The sequence below is a fragment of the Pantoea sp. X-Soil-TKNS-1280 genome (genome assembly GCF_059730475.1).
In genome coordinates this window covers 603,437-622,380 of the sequence record NZ_AP035963.1, presented here as the reverse complement: position 1 = coordinate 622,380, position 18,944 = coordinate 603,437, and the positions used below count along the sequence as shown (strand labels likewise).

The 18,944-nt window shown below is 50.6% G+C and carries 12 protein-coding genes and 1 pseudogene; 4 read left to right on the top strand and 9 right to left on the bottom strand.

Going from position 1 to position 18,944, the window contains the following annotated elements:
• Positions 1-43 precede the first annotated feature (43 nt).
• The gene (locus AC6I8X_RS22800; RefSeq protein WP_313683190.1) at positions 44-652 is read left to right on the top strand and encodes a TetR/AcrR family transcriptional regulator; all 609 of its coding nucleotides are present in this window, start codon (positions 44-46) and stop codon (positions 650-652) included.
• A 52-nt stretch (positions 653-704) separates the two neighbouring features.
• Here AC6I8X_RS22800 and AC6I8X_RS22795 read toward each other — a convergent pair whose 3' ends face one another.
• From AC6I8X_RS22795 to AC6I8X_RS22780, 4 genes are all read right to left on the bottom strand, one after another.
• Positions 705-890, bottom strand: coding sequence for a tautomerase family protein (locus AC6I8X_RS22795; RefSeq protein WP_299451110.1), 186 nt, complete (start codon positions 888-890; stop codon positions 705-707).
• A gap of 89 nt (positions 891-979) precedes the next feature.
• Positions 980-2,203 (bottom strand): zinc metallochaperone GTPase ZigA, encoded by a 1,224-nt coding sequence (zigA, locus tag AC6I8X_RS22790; RefSeq protein WP_497841200.1) that lies wholly within the window; start codon positions 2,201-2,203, stop codon positions 980-982.
• A 130-nt stretch (positions 2,204-2,333) separates the two neighbouring features.
• Positions 2,334-2,969 (bottom strand): GntR family transcriptional regulator, encoded by a 636-nt coding sequence (locus AC6I8X_RS22785; RefSeq protein WP_497841199.1) that lies wholly within the window; start codon positions 2,967-2,969, stop codon positions 2,334-2,336.
• Between the two features lie 94 nt (positions 2,970-3,063).
• Positions 3,064-3,882: an SGNH/GDSL hydrolase family protein gene (locus AC6I8X_RS22780; protein WP_497841198.1), complete on the bottom strand. Its 819-nt coding sequence runs from the start codon at positions 3,880-3,882 to the stop codon at positions 3,064-3,066.
• Between the two features lie 529 nt (positions 3,883-4,411).
• On the opposite strand from AC6I8X_RS22780, the gene AC6I8X_RS22775 reads away from it, so the two are divergent.
• A complete protein-coding gene (locus AC6I8X_RS22775) occupies positions 4,412-5,539 on the top strand; it encodes an acyltransferase family protein (RefSeq protein ID WP_313683194.1) in 1,128 nt (375 codons plus the stop codon).
• A gap of 41 nt (positions 5,540-5,580) precedes the next feature.
• On the opposite strand, the gene AC6I8X_RS22770 is transcribed toward AC6I8X_RS22775, so the two are convergent.
• The 4 genes and pseudogenes from AC6I8X_RS22770 to AC6I8X_RS22755 all read right to left on the bottom strand — a co-directional run bounded on the left by AC6I8X_RS22770 (position 5,581) and on the right by AC6I8X_RS22755 (position 9,677).
• Positions 5,581-6,513, bottom strand: coding sequence for a sugar kinase (locus AC6I8X_RS22770; RefSeq protein ID WP_313683195.1), 933 nt, complete (start codon positions 6,511-6,513; stop codon positions 5,581-5,583).
• 52 nt (positions 6,514-6,565) lie between these two features.
• Positions 6,566-7,222: pseudogene (locus AC6I8X_RS22765) on the bottom strand (RraA family protein).
• A 28-nt stretch (positions 7,223-7,250) separates the two neighbouring features.
• Positions 7,251-8,210: a C-terminal binding protein gene (locus AC6I8X_RS22760; RefSeq protein ID WP_313683197.1), complete on the bottom strand. Its 960-nt coding sequence runs from the start codon at positions 8,208-8,210 to the stop codon at positions 7,251-7,253.
• A 126-nt stretch (positions 8,211-8,336) separates the two neighbouring features.
• Entirely contained in the window at positions 8,337-9,677 is a 1,341-nt protein-coding gene (locus AC6I8X_RS22755; protein WP_313683198.1) for an MFS transporter, read from the bottom strand.
• Between the two features lie 627 nt (positions 9,678-10,304).
• Here AC6I8X_RS22755 and AC6I8X_RS22750 point away from each other — a divergent pair.
• Complete coding sequence (locus tag AC6I8X_RS22750) at positions 10,305-11,543, top strand: L-dopachrome tautomerase-related protein (RefSeq protein WP_497841197.1); 1,239 nt, start codon at positions 10,305-10,307, stop codon at positions 11,541-11,543.
• A 45-nt stretch (positions 11,544-11,588) separates the two neighbouring features.
• Here the strand turns inward: AC6I8X_RS22750 and AC6I8X_RS22745 are convergent, their stop codons facing one another.
• On the bottom strand, positions 11,589-11,897 hold the full coding sequence (locus tag AC6I8X_RS22745; protein WP_332670657.1) for a DUF1090 family protein: 309 nt from the start codon (positions 11,895-11,897) through the stop codon (positions 11,589-11,591).
• Positions 11,898-12,164: 267 nt separating this feature from the next.
• Between AC6I8X_RS22745 and AC6I8X_RS22740 the strand changes: the two genes are divergently transcribed.
• A complete protein-coding gene (locus AC6I8X_RS22740) occupies positions 12,165-18,932 on the top strand; it encodes a hypothetical protein (protein WP_497841196.1) in 6,768 nt (2,255 codons plus the stop codon).
• Positions 18,933-18,944 lie beyond the last annotated feature (12 nt).

Genomic DNA, 18,944 nt, shown 5'->3' with positions numbered 1-18,944 from the left:
TAAATTATGTATCGATTAGTATGTATTTAGTGGAGGAGAGAAAATGAGAACAGGCCGACCAAGACAGTTTGACCGGGACGAAGCGGTGATTCATGCCATGCATCTATTCTGGGAAAATGGTTACGAGTCCACCTCGCTTGCCCAGCTCAAGGCAGCCATTGGCAAAGGGATTACTGCGCCAAGTTTTTATGCTGCCTTTGGCTCCAAAGAGGCGCTTTTTCAGGAAGCGGTGGGCTGCTATCTGCGCACCCATGCGCAGGTCACGGAATCTTTATGGGATGCGGAACTACCGCCGCGCCAGGCACTGGAAACAGCGTTGTTCAATTCCGCGCGCATGCAATATGAACCCGGTCATCCGCGTGGTTGCATGGTGGCATTGGGGGTGATGTCCTCATGTTCGGAGGAAAACCGTCATCTGCTGCAACCGCTGAAGGATTCACGGCAACGTACCAGTGCAGGGATAAAAAATTGTGTTCAGCGCGGCATACGTGCGGGTGAGCTGAGAGAGGGTGAGGAGACGCTGGCGCTGGCGGTAAGTTTCAATAGCTTTCTGCTGGGGATATCGACGCTGGCGCGCGATGATGTTCCGCTGGCTGAAACGGAACGAGCCATCACGCAGATGATGAAACTGTGGGATGCGGCCAGCATCTGACGCAACATAGTGCCTGCCCGTATCAGAAAACGGACAGGCAGTTCAGCGTCAGTTAACGCTCGTCAAAGGGAATGCCGCCCTTCGATTTCATATGCAGCGGGGTTTCTACAATCGACACCACAACCGCATTCTTGTCGATCTCAAAAGATTCCGACACGGCAGTGGTGATGGCTTTCAGCAGTTTCTTTTTCTGTTCAACAGAGCGGCCTTCCGCGGCATAAACGACAACTTCTGGCATAACGTCTTCTCCTGTAAGGGTAATTTGCGTTATTCAGCATACTCCTGGCATGAGCAGAAAGACGTAGCCAATTGTTGCTTTCTGTACCTTTATGCTTCCACCGGGTCACGTTCGAACCATTCCGGTACCGGATCGGGCAATTTCACCCAGTTTGCCGGGCCTTCAGCCATCTCTGCGGGTGTCAGCAGGGCGTGATCCAGCGCGCTCCGCACCTGGTCTTCATCCATCTCAATCCCGATAAAGACCAGTTCCTGACGTGCATCGCCGATGCCTTCCTGCCAGTGCTGGGCAATAAACGCCAGCGATTCGCTATCCTGCGGCCAGCGTTCGCGCGGGATGCTGGCCCACCAGTGACCGGCATAGCCCTGACGCGCCACGGCTCCGGCCTGCGACCACATCGCCGCATATTCCGGTCGGCTGGCGAGCCAGAAGTAACCTTTCGAGCGGATCACGCCATCCAGCTGATGGTTCACGGCATGCCAGAAGCGCTGCGGATGGAAGGGGCGGCGTGCGCGATAGACAAAACTGCGGATGCCATATTCTTCGGTTTCGGGCTGATGTTCGCCGCGTAATTCCTGCAACCAGCCGGGGGCCTGAGAAGCGGCATCAAAATCAAAGCGGCCGGTTTCCAGCACTTCACTCAGTGACACCTGACCAAACCGGGAAAACACAATATGCGCGCGTGGGTTGAGGGATTGCAGCATGGCAAACAGCGTTTGTTGATCGTCCGCGTCGATTAAATCGGTTTTATTCACCACCAGCACATCACAAAACTCGATCTGATCGACCAGCAAATCGACGACCGAGCGTTCATCAGCCTCACCCAGCGACTCGCCTCGCGCCTGTAGCGAATCGGTTGAGCGGTAGTCGCGCAGGAAATTAAAGCCATCCACCACGGTGACCATGGTATCGAGCCGGGCAAAGCGTGACAGGCTCTGGCCGTCCTCATCCTCAAAGGTGAAGGTTTCTGCCACCGGCAGCGGTTCGGAAATCCCGGTAGATTCAATTACCAGTTGGTCAAAACGACCTTCCTGGGCCAGACGTTTTACTTCCAGCAGCAAATCTTCACGCAGCGTGCAGCAAATGCAGCCATTACTCATTTCCACCAGCTTCTCATCGGTGCGCGACAGCTCTGCACCACCGTCACGGACCAGCGCTGCATCAATGTTCACCTCTGACATATCATTGACGATCACCGCGACGCGGCGGCCTTCCCGGTTGTTGAGAATATGGTTGAGTAGCGTGGTTTTGCCCGCGCCAAGAAAACCAGAAAGAACGGTAACGGGGAGACGGGAATCTGAATCGAGCGGCATAGCATTTCCTCTGAATCATTTATTGATATGTTATAACATAACAATAATAACCCAGAGATGACAAGGGAGATTGTTCGGGGGGACTCAAGGGAAGGGGGAGGCGCCGGGAAACGACCCGGCGATGACGGGTTTAAAGCAAACCCCAGTAGGCACCAAATTCCGGCAGGATATGACCCTGTAAAGCCACCAGCGCACTGTCGTAATCATTGTTGCGCAGGGCGGTCACAATGGTGACGTGCTGATTCCAGGAGCGATGCATATGCTCGTCATTGCTGCCGAGATAGTTACGGATGGTCGCCATGCGCGATGAAATCAGCGTGTAGGCCTGCTCCAGATAAGGGTTCTGGCACCAGGTAAATAGCGCCTGATGGAACAGGTTATCCAGCCGGATATATTCCACAGTGGAACCGTTGTTAATGCAGAATTCCATGCTATCGAGAATCGCCGAAATCTCCTGCACCAGCTGCTTCGGATTTTTTTTCAGCGCCAGCTCCATCGCCTTCGATTCGACATAAAAGCGAAACTCCAGCAGATCCTTAAATTCCAGATCGTTGAGGCTAAACACAAAGGTGCCGCTCTTCGGTTTAATCTGCACCAGACCTTCGTTCTGCAAACGTCGTAAGGCATCACGGACCGGGGCTTTGCTTGCCGCTAAGCGGGTGGCGAGGGCCGATTCTGAAAGCTTACCGCCCATTGGCAGCGAGCCATTAACGATCATGTCCTTGATTCGTTTGTACACCACATCTTTCAGAAGATCCTGCGCCATAGTTTTACTGTCTGCTCCACCACTAATCGGAGCAGTATGTATACCAGAAATGCAGCCATTCGGACATGAGGGAAATCCCGCTCCGTACACCCGATTAACGCTTAACCATCTGTCCGCCATCCGCATTATGCCGTCGTCCGGCGGCCGCTAACTCAGGACCATAATTTGCCACCAGCACCGAGAACGTTTCCTGCGCTTTGATGCGATACAGTTCCTCTGAGGGGTGAATACAGTCTGGCGATAGCAGCGATTGCCAGTCTTTCATCTGCAAAATACGTTGATACTGCCTGACCAGTGGCACCGATTCCGCGTGTGCCACTGCATCAAGTTTGCTGACATAAGGCGCGATATGCCATTTCTCTCCGCCGCCACAAATAGGATGAGGCTCCTGAAGAATCACTTCTTTTCCTGCTGCGCGGGCAATATTCACTAATTGCGTCATTACCGTAGTGTATTTATCCGGGCTGACACGATAATCCGGCTCAATATCCCGAAAATGAAAATGACGTGCATCGTTAGTCGCAAAATTTAGCAAAATGATCCGGGCAGGCGATTTTTCCATCTCCTCACGCCAGCTTTTATTGTTTTTATAGAAATACTTTCCATTTAACAGGTCCATCGCTTGCGATGACGAAGCACCTTTATTGACCACAGAAATACCATCACCGTATTTTTCTTTGAGGAATTGGTTGATCAGACCTATTTCATTATTTTTTATGAAAACAGGATGGACTTTGCCATTTTCCCGGACTGCCATCGCCCCCTGGGTGCTGGAACCGCCGTAAGCTTCAATAATGAAATTATTATTGGCAGTGCCAGTGGCAGAAATCGCTGGGGTAAGTGCTGTACTTAACGAGAAAAACATTCCGATGTGAAACGAGTATGGCTTCATGACGGATGCGCCTTTAGTCACGGAAGATGAAAGAATCTAAGATTGTGAGTATATATGCCATATGACAGCAGCTAAAGTGCCATCAGAGCAATCCTAAAGAAAACAAAAATAAAATGAACCAGGGCGTAATTAATGTAAAGTGTTTATTTTGTTTTAAATCAATATGTTGATTATTTTTTTCTGTTGCATTGTAAGGTGGTTTTATTTTTATTTTGATTAAATAATCATTACATTACCTTTATATTTTCATTGCGAAATATCTATAAATGAAGTGATCGTTAAAGGATGGAAAAAATAGCATCATACCCGATAAATCATTCGCTTAATGAGTGAGTTTTCATCCCAATAAGTGCCAGAAAATATCAGGGTGTCTCATTTTATCTGGTGTGTTTATTTTTCCCGACATTAACGATATTACATGATTTTAATTATATGCAATAGCGATTTTCTTAAACTGTGTAAACGAACTGTCAATGAGAGAGTGAAATGTTAGCATTATTTTGAGTGAGGTCATTTCCCCTTTAAATAATTCATTGCTGAAGGTGTGAACGTGAATACACAATCATTTCTCTCTGGCCGAAATATCGGCCTCGACCTGTTGCGCGCAGGATTAATTCTGGAAGGTGTGCTTTTACATGCTTCCAGAAGTCTGCCTGGTGAAAATGGCTGGTATTATGTCGCGCAGCGCGATCCATCCGAGTTATTTACTGCTTTTCTCAGCATGTTTCATACATTCAGAATGGAAGTGTTTTTCTTTCTTTCGGGCATGTTTGCAGCATTAATTGTATTACGCAAAGGGCAAAAGATTTTCCTTGAGAATCGCCGCAAAAGGGTACTTACGCCACTGATCACGGCCTGGTTGCTAATTCCCCCACTAATGTATGTGATTGCCGGACAAATGAAAGGCACGCCCTTATCCCTGACGGGCTGGTTACACAGTTATCTATGGATGCATCACCTGTGGTTTCTGGTTTCACTGTCGGTTATGTCAATGGTGATTCCGGGTCGCTTTTATCAACTCGCCTCGCGGCAATTGGGCAAATTATCGCTGCCAATGCTGCTGGCGACCCTGATCCTGTTGGCCAATGCCTGTTTTTTTCTCAAGTTTCTGGTTAAAGGGCAGGGCGAGTTTATTGAATTGATCCCGGTTACCGCGCGTTTTCTGGTTTATTATGCCGCTGGCTATGCGCTGTATGTCAACAGAGAGAAAATTGTGGCATATGCGGATTGCTGGCTGCTCAATAAGTGGTTGATCGCGGCTATCGCGCTGGCTACCTGGCTGGGATTCTATGTGGTTGCGCATCAGCATATTGCCAGCGCTGTGAAGTATCTTCCGGTGCTGATGGGCAGTGTGTTGTCGGTTGTGCTTTCTTACTGGCTGGTGTTTACCTTCGAGCGTTTGCCGCTGAAAGAAAACCGTTTACTGACAGGGGTAGTGGATTCCGCTCTGGTCATCTATCTGTTGCATTATCCGGTGGTGATTACCTTCTCGTGGCTGATGGATGTCTGGCTGCCGGCCAACCTGTCGATCATCTATGTGCTGATTAACTGCGCCATCGGGATTGCGGTGAGTACCCTGTGTTATTGGCTGATAAAACGATCACGCTTTACCTCAATGTTATTTGGGCTGAAACCGAAGGCGAAGAAAGTCGTGATGCCAGCTGAGGTGAGTTTGTAGCGAAAATGCCAGCCTGCGGCGCTCAGGCGCAGGCTGGTCAGTTAACGTGTCGCGTGGAGAAACGTATCCACCTGAGCGCGGCCTGGGATGGGTGCTACAGCACCATAGCCAGTGGTGGTCAGTGCGGCAGCGGCGTTGGCGTACTGTAAGGCTTGTTGTGGGGCATCTCCTGCCAGTAAGCGAGTAAGAAAAGCCCCGGAGAAGCAGTCCCCGGCACCGGTAGCATCGACGGTGGCTACGTTATGGCCTGCCACGACTACCCGCTCAGTGGTGCTGGCGTACATCGCACCTTCGCTACCCATTTTCAGTACCACCTGTTTGACGCCGAGATGCAGATAGAAATCGGCGATGGCATCGGCATCCTGTAATCCGGTCAGCAAACGTGCCTCATCGAAGCTTGGCAGGCAAATATCCACCTGGCGTGCGACTTCGTGGATCACCGCACGCGCTCGTGCCAGCGGCCATAACTTCAGGCGTAGATTGGTATCAAATGAGGTGAGGGTGTGATGTTTGCGCGCCAGTTCCAGTGCGGCAAAAACGCTGTCACAGGCGCTGTCGCTGATTGCCAGGGTAATCGCAGAAGTATGCAGCAGACGCGCTGCTGCGATGGCCGTTTCCGGCAGATCCTGGGGGCGCAGGTGTGCAGCGGCGGAGCCTTTACGATAGAAGGTAAAATGGTGACCACGTTCATCGTGACTAATAAAGTAGATACCGGTAGGGGCCTCGGCATGGCGTCGTACCCAGTCGCAGCGCACGTTTTCCTGCTGCCACAATGCGACAAACTTATCACCAAAGACATCGTTGCCAAGCTGCGTAAACATTGCCACTTTAGCTCCCTGACGCGCGGCGCTGACGGCAAAGTTTGAGGTGTCACCGCCATATCCGCTCAGATAACTGACCGGCTGTTGTGCCCCGGGTAACTGGCTGAATTCGTAGAGCGGCTCACCGAAGGAGAGAATATCCAGATCTTTCATTTTAAAGGTCCTGTCAGGCGGCCACGGCGGGGTGCCGCAGCCGCTTACACGGTTAAATGCGGCCGTATTTGGCCAGTCCTTCACGCAGCGATCCTGACTGGATAATCAGTTTGGCCTGTTCCAGCTCGCGCTGGTCGATGGATTTGGACAGTTCCAGCACTGCTGCAACCTAGGCTTGCGGCACACACACCACGCCATCGATATCACCGACAATCAAATCACCAGGGTGAATCGTCACCTCGCCCAGGGTTAAGGTGACGTTGGCGTCCAGAGTTTTGAAGCGACCCAGGGTGGTGCCAGGGGTCACGGTTTTGGCAAACACCGGGAAATCGTAATCACGGCGGATCTCGGTTAAGTCGCGCACGCCCCCCATCAGCACTGCGCCTTCATGTTTATTCGCCACTGCGCCCGCGGTCATCAGGCCACCCCAGACGGCGACGTTCTCCAGTGCCGGGCTGCCGCCAATCACAATCACGGAACCGGCTTCTGACTCATCAATCGCATCCAGCGCGTGCTGAGGCGGTAATTTTTCATCGGTGACGTCTTCGAGGATGGTCACCGCCGGGCCGACAATTTTTTTGTCGTTGATACGGTTCTTCACCTCAAACGGCAGGAACATGGTTTTACCCACAATCTGGTCGCAGGCATCCGCAATCGAAGCGGTGGAAAAAATCGCACGGTAACCTTCAATAATCTCTTGGCTATACATCTTCTCTTCCTCTTGGCAGGGTGGGTGCTTATCGATTCACCCAATTCAGGGGGGTGTTGCCTTCAAAGACACGCAGCACTTCCTGCGCGGCTTTGCGTTGCAGTTCAATCACTGATTCCTCAGTGAACCAGGCGGTATGGTCGGTACAAATCACCTCAGGTAAGGTCAGAAGCGGATGGTCGGCACGGATCGGTTCCTGCTCAAACACATCAAGCCCGGCAGCAAACAGCTGACGATTTTGCAGCGCCTGGAACAGGGCGGTTTCATCGATCAGGCCGCCGCGTGAGGTGTTTACCAGCACGCTGGTGGGTTTCATCATCGCCAGTTGTTGCGCGCCGATCAGATAGCGGGTTTGCTCTGACAATGGGACATGCAGGGAGATGAAATCGGCTTCACGGCACAATGTTTCCAGCGAGACGCTGACCACCCCGGCATCTTCAGCGGCCTGCGTATCCAGCAGCGGATCGCACACCAGCAGCGAACGGAAACCGATGCCGCGAGCTTTAGCCGCAAGGCAGCGGGCGATACGGCCAAAGCCCACCACGCCCAGCACTTTGCCGCTCATGCGGAACATGGGTTCAGCCTGGCCGATGTTCCACTGGCCCCGATGGACCTGCTGATTGCGCGAGGTAATACGCCGTGTGGCGGCCAGCAGCAAGGCCAGCGCGTGTTCGGCGACGTCTTCTGATCCGTAATCCGGCACGTTGGCGACATAAATCCCTTTTTCTTTCGCCGCGACCAGATCGACGTTATCCACCCCGACGCCGTAGCGCACCACTGCCTGGCATTTATCGAGAACGGCGATCATGCCGCTGTCGAGGCGTGCTTCACGCAGCATCACGGCATCGGCATCCCGCAACTGTTCCAGCAGTGCATCCCGCGCGGTGTTGGCAGGGATCACCACAAACTGCGGATGAAAGGCGGCGAGAATGGCTTCTTCTTCACGGTAATGCACGTAACCCGGCTCAAGAACCACAATCTTTTTCATGAAAACCTTCTTAAACTGACATGTTAGTTTTGATTGATTTTGACGATTTATACCCATATCAGCAATGTTAAATTCTGATATTAGTGATATTTTCTATGTTTTATTGATTAATTCTGAAATGTTAGATTAATACCCTGACATTGGAGCAGCACTCGGTTCACGCTGACGTTGCAGCCATTTGATGATCATCATGGTGCAGATCCCCCCCACCAGCATGACGATGCTGAGATAGACCATCGGCGCGGTGGCGCTTTGCATTTGATCGCGTACCAGCGGGATAGTGTTTTGCGCGAAGAAACCACCGAGGTTTGCCAGCGAATTAATGATGGCGATACCTGCCGCCGCTGAAGCACCGGAGAGGAATTTGGTCAGATTCCAGAAGCAGGGCTGGATGGCAAACACCGATAACACCACGCCGCAGATAAAGGCAAAACTGATGACCGGCTGGCTGGCAAACCACACCGAACCAATAAGGCAGGCGGCAGAGGTAAACATCGGCAGCGCGACATTGATAAACGGGTTATTGGTACGTTCCGGCTTTTGCGTCAGCCAGCGCAGCATAATCATCACCATCGCCCAGGGGATCATATTGACGAATCCGTTGGTCATATCGGAAACCCCGAAGGATTTCACGATGGTAGGCATCCAGTAGCTGATGCCATAAGCGCCGAAGCAGATAAAGCCATACACCAGCGCCAGTGCCAGCACGCGTTTATCGGTCAGCGACTTGAACAACGTATCGACAGACTTATCCGTTTCCTGACGGCGTTCGTCCTCCAGCCGTTGTGATAACCATTGTTTTTGTTCGGCTGACAGGAACGTGGCGTGTGCCGGACTCACCGGGAACCAGAACAGCACCGGAACGATGAGCACAATCGCCAGCAGGCCGGTGATCAGGAACAGCCATTGCCAGCCTTCGTAACCCATAATGCCGTGCATGCTGAGTAGCGCACCGTTGAGTGGGGCACCAATCATATTGGCGAACATGCTGGCGGTAACGAGGAAACCGACGATACGCGGACGGTATTTAATCGGGAACCACTGTGTTGAGTAATAAATCAGGCCGGGATAGAAACTGGCTTCCGCCAGCCCGAGAACAAAACGCAGGCTGTAGAACATGGTCAGGCTTTGTGTGAAGGCGAGGGCAATAGTGATGATGCCCCAGGCCGCGAGGCTGAGGGCAAACCAACGTTTGGCACCGACCTTCGACAGGATCAGGTTGCCTGGTACGCTAAAAACCAGATAACCAATAAAGAACAGCGAGGCTCCGAGGCCAAAAGCTGACTCACTCCAGCCGAGGCTGCTGACCATCTGTAACTTGGCGAAACTGATATTTTGGCGATCGATATAGGCCACCACGTACATCGCCACCATCAGTGGCACCAGCATGGTGATAATTCTGCGGATAGTGATGTGCTCAATGTCGTTCACGGCATTGCGCGTTTTACTCTCTGTCAAAGTACTCATGGCTGCTTTCCTGATTCTTATACGATTGAATGACAGCGTGAGAAGCCGCGAAAAGAAAACGCTCGATCCCTGGTGGGGGTTATGCCAGGCGAGGTTGAGGTAATGCCTCGCCAGCTGTTTACGTTAACTTCGCGCTGAATGTCACTGGGTGTTTAATCTGACATGTCACAAATCTATCAGTAGGCAGGAATAAAGTTAGGCGTATGTTAGTTCTTTGCTGAATTGATCACAAAAAGTGCAGCAAATAGCGATTGATTGTGATGGTCGTCACGGGTAAGGGGGTTTTGAGCACAGTTCTTGCAGTCAGGGGTAAAATAATCAAAATTAAAACTAACATGTTAGTTGTATAAATAATTTAAATTCATAGAGATAGTTATAATTTGATGCTGAGCTTGTGGCGTGAAGCAAAGCACGAAAAGCGCTAAAAGCAGCCAGGACAGAGGTGACGATCACATATCATCCCCGCTGATAGCCGCCATAACCGCAGCTGATGACAGCCGTGGATTTTGTGAAGTAACAGGCAAAATCATTAAATCGTCTCTTTACCCGATAAAAGAGGATGCTAGATTCTGACATGTCAGAAATAGACAAATAACCACAATAAAACCATCCTTCAGGGGTAAAATTATGTTCTATGCATCTTCCTCATATCCGCTAAAAAAGCGTTCTGCACTGCTGCTGTTGCTGACGGCGGGCGGGGTTGGATTACCTGCCATGGCGGCGACACAACCCAAACTGGATGTGGTCGCTGAGTGGAATCGCCTGCCTTATGACCTGAGCGACCCTGCTGCCGCTGCGGCATGGCAAAAAAACGACACCAAAGCGATGCTGCATGGCGTCAAAGTCGATGCACACGGCAACCTGTATGTCAGCACGGCGCGCTGGGGCGGCCCGGAAGTCCCGGCGACGTTGTCGAAGCTGGTGAAAAAGGATGGGCAATGGATGCTGAAGCCGTTCCCCAGCGAAGCGATGAATGATGTTCGTAATCCGCAGGGTTTAAAGGCGGTGCTGGGATTTGAGATCGATCGTAATAACGTGATGTGGATTCTCGACCAGGGCCACATTGCCGGTGCGCCGAATAAACCCGGCGATGAAAAGCTGGTCGCCTGGGATTTGAATAAAAACAAAGAAGTGGCGCGCTACACCTTCACTAACGATCAGGTCGATTTTACCTGTTCATTCCTCAATGACGTGGCGGTGGATAACGATGCCGGAGTGGTTTATATCACCGATTCCGGCATTATGTGCCATCCGCTGAAAGGCGGTTTGCTGGTGTACAACATGAAAACCGGCGAGGCGAAGCGGGTGTTATCCGCACCCGAATGGGTCAATGATCAGCCCGGTTTCACCTTCAGTATCCACGGTGAGAAAGTGCTGAAGGATAAAGACGGTAAAGCCAATCCGATGCTGACCGGTGCCGATGGTATTGCGCTGTCTGGGGATAAGAAAACCCTTTACTGGACTAATCTGACCGGCAATCGTCTGCTGAAAGTGCCCACCGCCGTCCTGCGCAATTTTAATAACAGCGAAGAGAAGATCGAGCAGGCGATAAAAGTGGATACGGTGTTACCGTCAAATACCGACGGTATCACGGCGGATCGCCAGGGTAATCTTTACCTCACGGCCCTCATGCTCAATGGTTTGATGAAACGTGATGCGAAAAGCGGCAAAGTCACTCCCTGGGTGACCAGCGACGCCATCGCCTGGCCGGATACTATCGGCTGGGGACCGCATGGCGATCTCTACTTTGTCAGTAACCATCTGAACAGCTGGGTTGGAGGGGAGATGAATTTTAATAACCCGCCGGTACCCAATTTCCGCATTTATAAAGTCCATGTCGGTGGTGAACCGTACACAGCCAAATAATTGTTAAACGGCGGAGTATCACTCCGCCGTTTAATTCTCCTGAGGTTAGTTATTTCGGGCGTCGTCGAGTGCATCCTCGGCATCGGCCAATTTCTGACGCAGTTCTTTTACTTCACGTTCCCGGCGGCGAATTTCTTCAGCGTTACCATTACGCGAAGCCGAATTACGGCAATGTCTTTTCACTTCGGTGATGGCGCGTTCCAGCCCGGCAATTTCATGCCTGTTGTTATATTCCTGCGCATAACCCATCTGGCGCTGTAGCGCTGCTTCTCTTTGTTCACAGCTTTGGGTTTGCTCTGACGCATGGCTGGCGACAGTGAATGCCACCAGTGGCAGAGTTAAAAACATTTTCATCGATAAATCTTCTCTCCATAGATAGTGGCAGGCGTTTCCTGATATTTCGCCTGTGGTTGAATGTTGCTGGAAAACCTTTTCTGGCTCTCTTCAACCCTAATCTAGCGATATTTATTTTTCGGGCTTTCGAATTTGGCTGGTTTCTTCTGTTTATTGCCAATCAGATAAAAAACAGGTTTGCCTGTCAGTTGAGCGAAATTCGATAGTTCAGGTTTTTCCCCGATAATCCCGCCGGGTTGTTACCGGTAATCTCTCCTGATTGATTTTTTGACTTTATTAACATCAGGGATTTCCATGGTTAGCAGCGTTAACAACACCAGCAATCTTTCAATAGCAACGACGATCGTCACGGCCAGCTCATCCACACCGGCCAGCGAGCAGTACTATCCGCCATGCGATAAGTCCGCCCTGAACATGCTGAACAGCAGCATACGTTTTGCCAGTGATAATAAACTCGACTGGTCTGATAACAGCTTTATCAGTGGAACATTTGCAGCGTTGTGCACGCATGAAGTGGCGCACTGGCTGCAGGCCGAAGCTGGGCTTAGCTACAGGCAGCCTGCCCATCAGGAAAACGGTACTGCAACTCCACTGGCATCACTGTTCTGCGGGCAAAAGGAAAGATTAACGGAGAAGGAGATGAAGACACTGGCTGACGCGCTGCTGAAGCTGGAGAAAAACTGTCTGCCAAGGGAGGAGGAAACTGAGACGGCGGTTCCGGAGATGGAAAACTGGAAAGAGGGTCTGGAGAAGCTGAAGGAGTTCCGCCGTCTGGGGAAAAACCGCAAATACCTGACAGTGGATATGCCGCGTCTGCAGGAGAAAACGGTGGACCTGGCGGAGCGAGTCTGGATGCCGGATACGCTCCATGCCGGCGCATCGCTGCAGCTGCTGTGCCAGGAACTGTCGTCACGACCCCCAAAGAGTCCTGATCAGAATGTAGGAATGAAGAATGCGGTGCATTCATTGTGCAAACTGGCTGAGGCGCTGGAAAAGGCGGATACCCTGCTAGCCGGGGTGGCGGAATTCAGGATGACTGGAAACGCACTGGCACTGCCTGTCGGGCCGGAAGCCATTCTGCGAGATCTGCAGCGCGCGCGGGAAGAGACCCGTTTTGCATCACTCTGGGAGGCCGTGGAGAAACCCAAAAACAAAGAGTCATGGTCAGAACAGGAACCCCTGCATAAGCGGCTGGATGACACTTTCTCAGCGCTGGAATCCGGGTGCCGTATAACGGAGCAGGCGATAAGCAATGCACGTCCGCTCTATCTGAGGGAAATGCGGGCGGAGCAGGTATGGCTGCATGAAGAAGCTGAAGCAGTGATGAAGGAATGCCGTGGGAGTAGCATCCCTTTTGTCCACAGGGCGGCAGAAGCACTGGAGACGATGTGTCACCTGACGGCGCAGGCGATGTCTGTAGCGGGCGACAGTAAGGAAGCGGTCATCATGGCACTGCGCAAGTCAGCGGGTGATCTGTGCATCCTCTCAGCAGCCTTGCAGAATGCAGTGACCATTGGGCCACTGGTGCATGAAGGGAAAGCGGGTGGGAAGGAGGCGCGTGCGCTGGCGGAGAAGGCGCTGAATTCTGTCATGCATGATGTGAAAAAGGCGCTGAAAAAGCTGGAAAAACACCAGAAACCTCTGGCAAAAGTTCAGTTCACCGGGCTGGAGAAAACAGCCATGCATGACGCGCTGATACAGCTGAAAACACCGGTGGGTCTGCTGGCGGGTAACATGGATACGGTCCGTCATGAAATGAAAGACCCGCTGCCAGATGATGTGCTGGAATTCCTGCTGCGGGCGCTGGACCACAGCAGGATCGCGCGCTGGCTGGGTAAACAAGATGACAAGACGGCGGATGTGCTGTCGGCGCTGGGACACCTGACAGGAAAAGGCGTGCGCAGCGTGCAGAATGCCTACGCACATTACACACACGCAGCAAAACGCAGCGAGTTCAACGTGCTGATGCGGGCAGCCGCACGCGGCCCGCTGGGAATGATGCTGAGGGTTTGCCGCGCCACCGAGAAATTGTCGTTTGCCGCACTGGAAGCCTCGGAGAAAAAGCCGGATGTGACGCGTCTGCACGCCGACAGAAACAGGAAAATCAGGGAGGATAAGCCTGCGGAGAGGGTAGCGCAGCATCGTCAGGCGAAGATGGACGCGCTGGAGGTGGCTCAGAAGACAGCAGAACGCGAGATAGAGACGCTGGCGCTGGTGCATGGCCGGCTGAACAGGGATCTGGACGGGATGCTGTCGGCCTTTGCTGCACCGGAGAAGCATAATGAGATTAGCAGGCTGCGCGCGCGGTGCGAGCGGTCAATGGACCGCTGCCAGCAGGAGGCCGGGAAGATACGCAGGGCGATGGACCGGCTGGTCAGTCCGGCAGGCAAGGGTGCGAGCCAGCAGCTATCTGCGGCGTTGCGAGACAAAGAGACCTATGAGGAGGCAAAGCGCAGCATCACCGACGGGCTGGCCGGGATACGCACAGCGATGGGCGAGTTTGAGCTGGAGGTGGCGCTGATTACCGGTAAATGTTTTGACCTGTTTTCCAATGACTCCCGCATTGTCAGGTTCAGTGCTGAAGTCGTGGATATGTGTGGTGCGATGCTGTTGCCGGATAACCCCACGGTTGAGGGCCAGGAAGAATCAGAGCGGGTGATGCGCGGGATGGCGCTTGAAATGGGGCGCCTGCTGGCCAAGCCTCAGGACCCGGAGGGGCATGATTTTGCCGGGCGGGTGCTGCAGGAGGTCGGGCAACGCCGTGAAGATACGGCGGTGAGGGCCCAGACGGCAGAGGAGGTGATGAAGTTTGTGCACAACTGGGAACAGCAGAAGATGGGTAAAGCCGCCGGTAAAACGGTATCGGCTTTTGTTAGCCGTTCGGGGAGAATGCTGGCACGGCAGGCACTACCAGAGCTGTTTGGCGGAGCGATACATATCGCCAGGATAGCCAAAGCGCTGTACAAGTGTGCAAGCACACTGGCCACCTACTTCGAGACGCGCAAGAAACTCAACGACGCGGTGGAGGTGGGTGAGCACATGCTGGCCGTGCATAAGGATGCTGTCCGCGACAGGATGGTCAAGTCACTGGTGGAAATCTGTCTCAAACTCATCGTGCCGTCAGAAATCCAGATGGGCGTCAATGGTGCCCTCACCGTGGGGGCCATAAAGCGTGATGGCTGGTCGGCGGTGAAAGATCAAGCGGTAAAGACGCTGAAGGAAGATCTGGTAATAACAACGGTTGCTGAGGGTATAGCGGCAGGAGGAACCCGGATCATCGGTGATGTCGTGAAGTCGCTGAAGGGTACGCCAGCAGATAACGTCAAGCTCAGGCTGGCTGAACTGGAGAAAATCAAAACCAGCATGGAGCCGAGACAAAAGACGGCCAATGCAGGACTCACGCAGGGAACCGCAGAAGCCACTCAGCCCGGAAAGTCACGCATCAAACGTCATGCGGTCGCCGAGGACGATACCGCCGTGGGAGCCTCACAGAAGGCGCCTGGCAGCATAAATGACGATATCGGATTCTCGATGACCGAAAAAGAATATAAAGACACACAAATCGGTATTGAGACCAGGAATAGCGCAAGCCACATCAAATTTATCGAGCGACAGATTCAGGCAATCATAGATAAGCACCCGGATGGACATGGCAAGATCTCATCTCCATACAGTTACGTTAATATCCTCATCCCCGGACCACCCAATGAAGTCAAACGGGCGCGTATAATCGATATTTACACTGGGAATGTGCCCTGGAACGCTGAAGTCTTGTGGCTTGGTAATTTCGGCACCACGGATTCTACCGAAACCACAAGGCCCTTCCGCAAAGAATTGTTTGGCCAGAAGGGGTATAAATCATTCGATGGATTTCCCCACTCTTACGAGCGGGTTACAAATGCGGAAAAACGCACTGCTTTACATACGCACTCAGCGGCTAAACTGAGAAGCAGCTGGGAGCAACATCTGGCAACAATGAGAGCGAAAACGCCAGAGATGGCGGCCCTTTACCGCAACGTGTTTAAAGTCGGTTTCCAGAATACTTTGTATGAATCGTCAGGTGCGCAATTGTCCCCGCTTGAGCGGGATACAGTCAGGGCATTTATTGGCGGGGATAACAGCCGCGTTATCACCCTGAACTATAATGGTCAGCCAGTTACGGATATTATCGCTTTGGAAGTTCCAGGCAATAATCCGAACGAAAAAAAGTTACTGCTCATGGATTATAATGGCAATCTGCTACGGACTTCGGCTGGTTCTATTAATAACGGCAACACCTTTAAACCAGATACTGAGACCCAGGCTTTTATTACCCGAGGAATGACTAAGCGCGATAAAGAAGAGGTGGCGAAACAAACAACACCATCCATAACTATAGAGTTTTCTGGCAATAATTTCGATCGCAAACTGGTAGATAATTATCTCACCACACAAAATAACGCTTTTTATTATATGGTCGAAGATCCGCAAAATGAAGAACTTTCAAGAACATATAAAAAGATTGATGATATTGCGGATAATATTAATGTGGTTATTGGTATGTCTGGCGCACCCAAAACCACCCCCCAGGGTATGATTGCCGCCGCAATCGTGAACATTGGTAAGAACGTGATAAAATATATTATTACTCCGGACGCGGCCGCCCGAAGAAATATCCTTATCAAGGCCTCAATAGATACGGCGTCAGGTTTAATTACGGATTATACTGGTGGGAAAATTTTAGAAAAAGTTGAAGTTCATAACCCCAGATTAATTCAAGCGACGAAAGCCTCGAATGATTCAGGTAAGACGACGGAGAAACCAGGTGAGAAGGTCACCGCGAAAGTAACTGAACTCTTTAAATATATAGGGATAGAGGAAACGCCGACTCCGCAAAGGCCTTCTTTTTCAGGACCTCATGCCGAGCAGGCATCAAGGCCCGAGGATGCACTGAATGCAAGCCCTGATGTTACGAGGGCGATGCTTACATCATCAACCCTCTGGGAACGCGCTCTGAATGACATAAAAAAGGGACTGTTTGAAGATAATAAAGACAACAAATTATCCGCTGATACCATAAGGTTTCTGGAAATGGCTGGTGTAGATATTAAAGCATTGCTGAAGAGGTATGGCTCGCCAGCCTCTATTACTCGTGCTACAACCGATGGTGTCATAGATTACAGCCAGGTAGAATTTGACTCCGATGGGGTGAATGAAATTCTTGATAAAACTAATAAGGCTTATAAAAAATGGGACCAGACGCTACGTCGTAATGAAGCTATCCAGGAACTGGAATATATGGAAAGCAAGCTTCCAAAGAATCAGGAAGTGATTATGCCTTATGATATGCTAATTAGCTTGCGTAAGGCGGGGTCAAATATTGATGAATTCCTGTCTGGTAATTCGATTGATGATGATAATAATCCATCTACAAAATATACGATTCCAGCTGAAAATTCCCGCTTAGATCGTAATCGGCTGCAAAAGTTAAAATTTATGCTCAAAGCCGAGCAGCTCGATAAATCCGATGTTCAGGGAGCCATTCTTTTACTTAAAGAAATAAGGGACGCAATGAGTGAGGGAGATACTATTGCGATTCCAGAAAAATTGATAAAAATATTAGAACAAGCGGGAATAGATGTTTCGAATTACATCAGGATTCAGGGGGACAGTTTCCCGGCCAGAATTGCTGCAATACAAAGAGGGCATCAATATCCACAAGCACACCATTACCTGCATGACTATCAAGTGAGACGGGAAGATGTGGAACAAATTATTGCTATGGCTGAGACGCTTGAAAATCATAAGAAGATAGACAAAGATTGGGTTGATCTTAAACTCACTCTCAAAAACCTCAATTACATGCACTTAGATCAGCCGACCATTGATTTTCTACGCGATAAGGGTATGCCTATTGAGAAACTACTGTGGGAGTATGGTACGCCGCAATCGAAGTTAGCAGCAAAAGATAAGACTACGCTTCGGGTTGATTATTCAAAAATTAAAATAGACTCACATGGACAAGCAGCCATTGACCGCGCAGTGGAAAGGGAAATAAGAAGGTTGAAGTCAACGGATATGCTTAGTGATCTGATAGAAATTGGGAGGCTGCGGAAAGGTACGAACAGACCTTTCTATTTGCCGGAACATATAAGGGAATTTTTGCAGGGTAATCCATCAATTCATTCTAACGTTGACTTTATTCGTATTCTTAGAACAAATAAGATCTCCATGGAGGAATTGCGCATGGTGTACTGGTCGATAAAGGCTGAATTTTCCTTGTCAGAAAGCAGTAGCAATGAGGATCTGGCCAGCTTTGTCGGGATGATGGCAGAAACTTTGCCTGCTGGTGAACGTTTAGTGCTTCCGGGTTATTTAATCAAACTATTACGTGATAAAGATATTGATATTGATGCGTTTCTTTCAGAAAACGGAGGTCACTCTGCTGTTGGGGGACGAAGAACAGGTTTTGAACTCAATGAAAACAAACTTAACAAACTCAAAGAAATGATCATTAATAATAGAAAAACAGAAATCCAGGAGATGATGCGGCGAACTAATGATCTTGCAACATTCTTTGGTAATGGCGGTGACATGATGCTGCCATCAGATATTCGGGAGTTTGTGCTGGCAAGTCCAACTATAGATGATGATGATGTTTATATGGAGATGACTAAAACCAAGCCTGTAAATAGTAATGATCTTAAATGGATGCATTGGGTATTGAAGTCAGAAGCTGAGCTTCCAGAGGATAGTACGCGCGAACAAACACTGTCCTTCATGCAGGAATTAGAAAACACAATGGGGCCGGATGATAGCATCGCATTACCACCACGCTTAATTGACCGTTTAAGAAGTCATGGTATTGATATCGACAATTATCTAAAAAATAATGGAGACACAGAGTTTGCAAAACAACTTGCTGAACTAAGAAACGATGGAAATGTACTTCATCCGGAAGATATTGGAGTAAGCAAAGCGCATGTCACTAAGCTAAGAAAAATGTTGGATTCTCAACGGCAAATGAGTGACACGATGAATACCAGCTCACGCTAGATTTTGCCTATC

Excerpts from the sequence above, each read along its gene's own strand:
- AC6I8X_RS22800 (WP_313683190.1), top strand. The coding sequence starts at position 44 with ATGAGAACAGGCCGACCAAGACAGTTTGACCGGGACGAAGCGGTGATT.
- AC6I8X_RS22795 (WP_299451110.1), bottom strand. The coding sequence starts at position 890 with ATGCCAGAAGTTGTCGTTTATGCCGCGGAAGGCCGCTCTGTTGAACAG.
- zigA (WP_497841200.1), bottom strand. The coding sequence starts at position 2,203 with ATGCCGCTCGATTCAGATTCCCGTCTCCCCGTTACCGTTCTTTCTGGT.
- AC6I8X_RS22785 (WP_497841199.1), bottom strand. The coding sequence starts at position 2,969 with ATGGCGCAGGATCTTCTGAAAGATGTGGTGTACAAACGAATCAAGGAC.
- AC6I8X_RS22770 (WP_313683195.1), bottom strand. The coding sequence starts at position 6,513 with ATGAAAGATCTGGATATTCTCTCCTTCGGTGAGCCGCTCTACGAATTC.
- AC6I8X_RS22760 (WP_313683197.1), bottom strand. The coding sequence starts at position 8,210 with ATGAAAAAGATTGTGGTTCTTGAGCCGGGTTACGTGCATTACCGTGAA.
- AC6I8X_RS22755 (WP_313683198.1), bottom strand. The coding sequence starts at position 9,677 with ATGAGTACTTTGACAGAGAGTAAAACGCGCAATGCCGTGAACGACATT.
- AC6I8X_RS22750 (WP_497841197.1), top strand. The coding sequence starts at position 10,305 with ATGTTCTATGCATCTTCCTCATATCCGCTAAAAAAGCGTTCTGCACTG.
- AC6I8X_RS22745 (WP_332670657.1), bottom strand. The coding sequence starts at position 11,897 with ATGAAAATGTTTTTAACTCTGCCACTGGTGGCATTCACTGTCGCCAGC.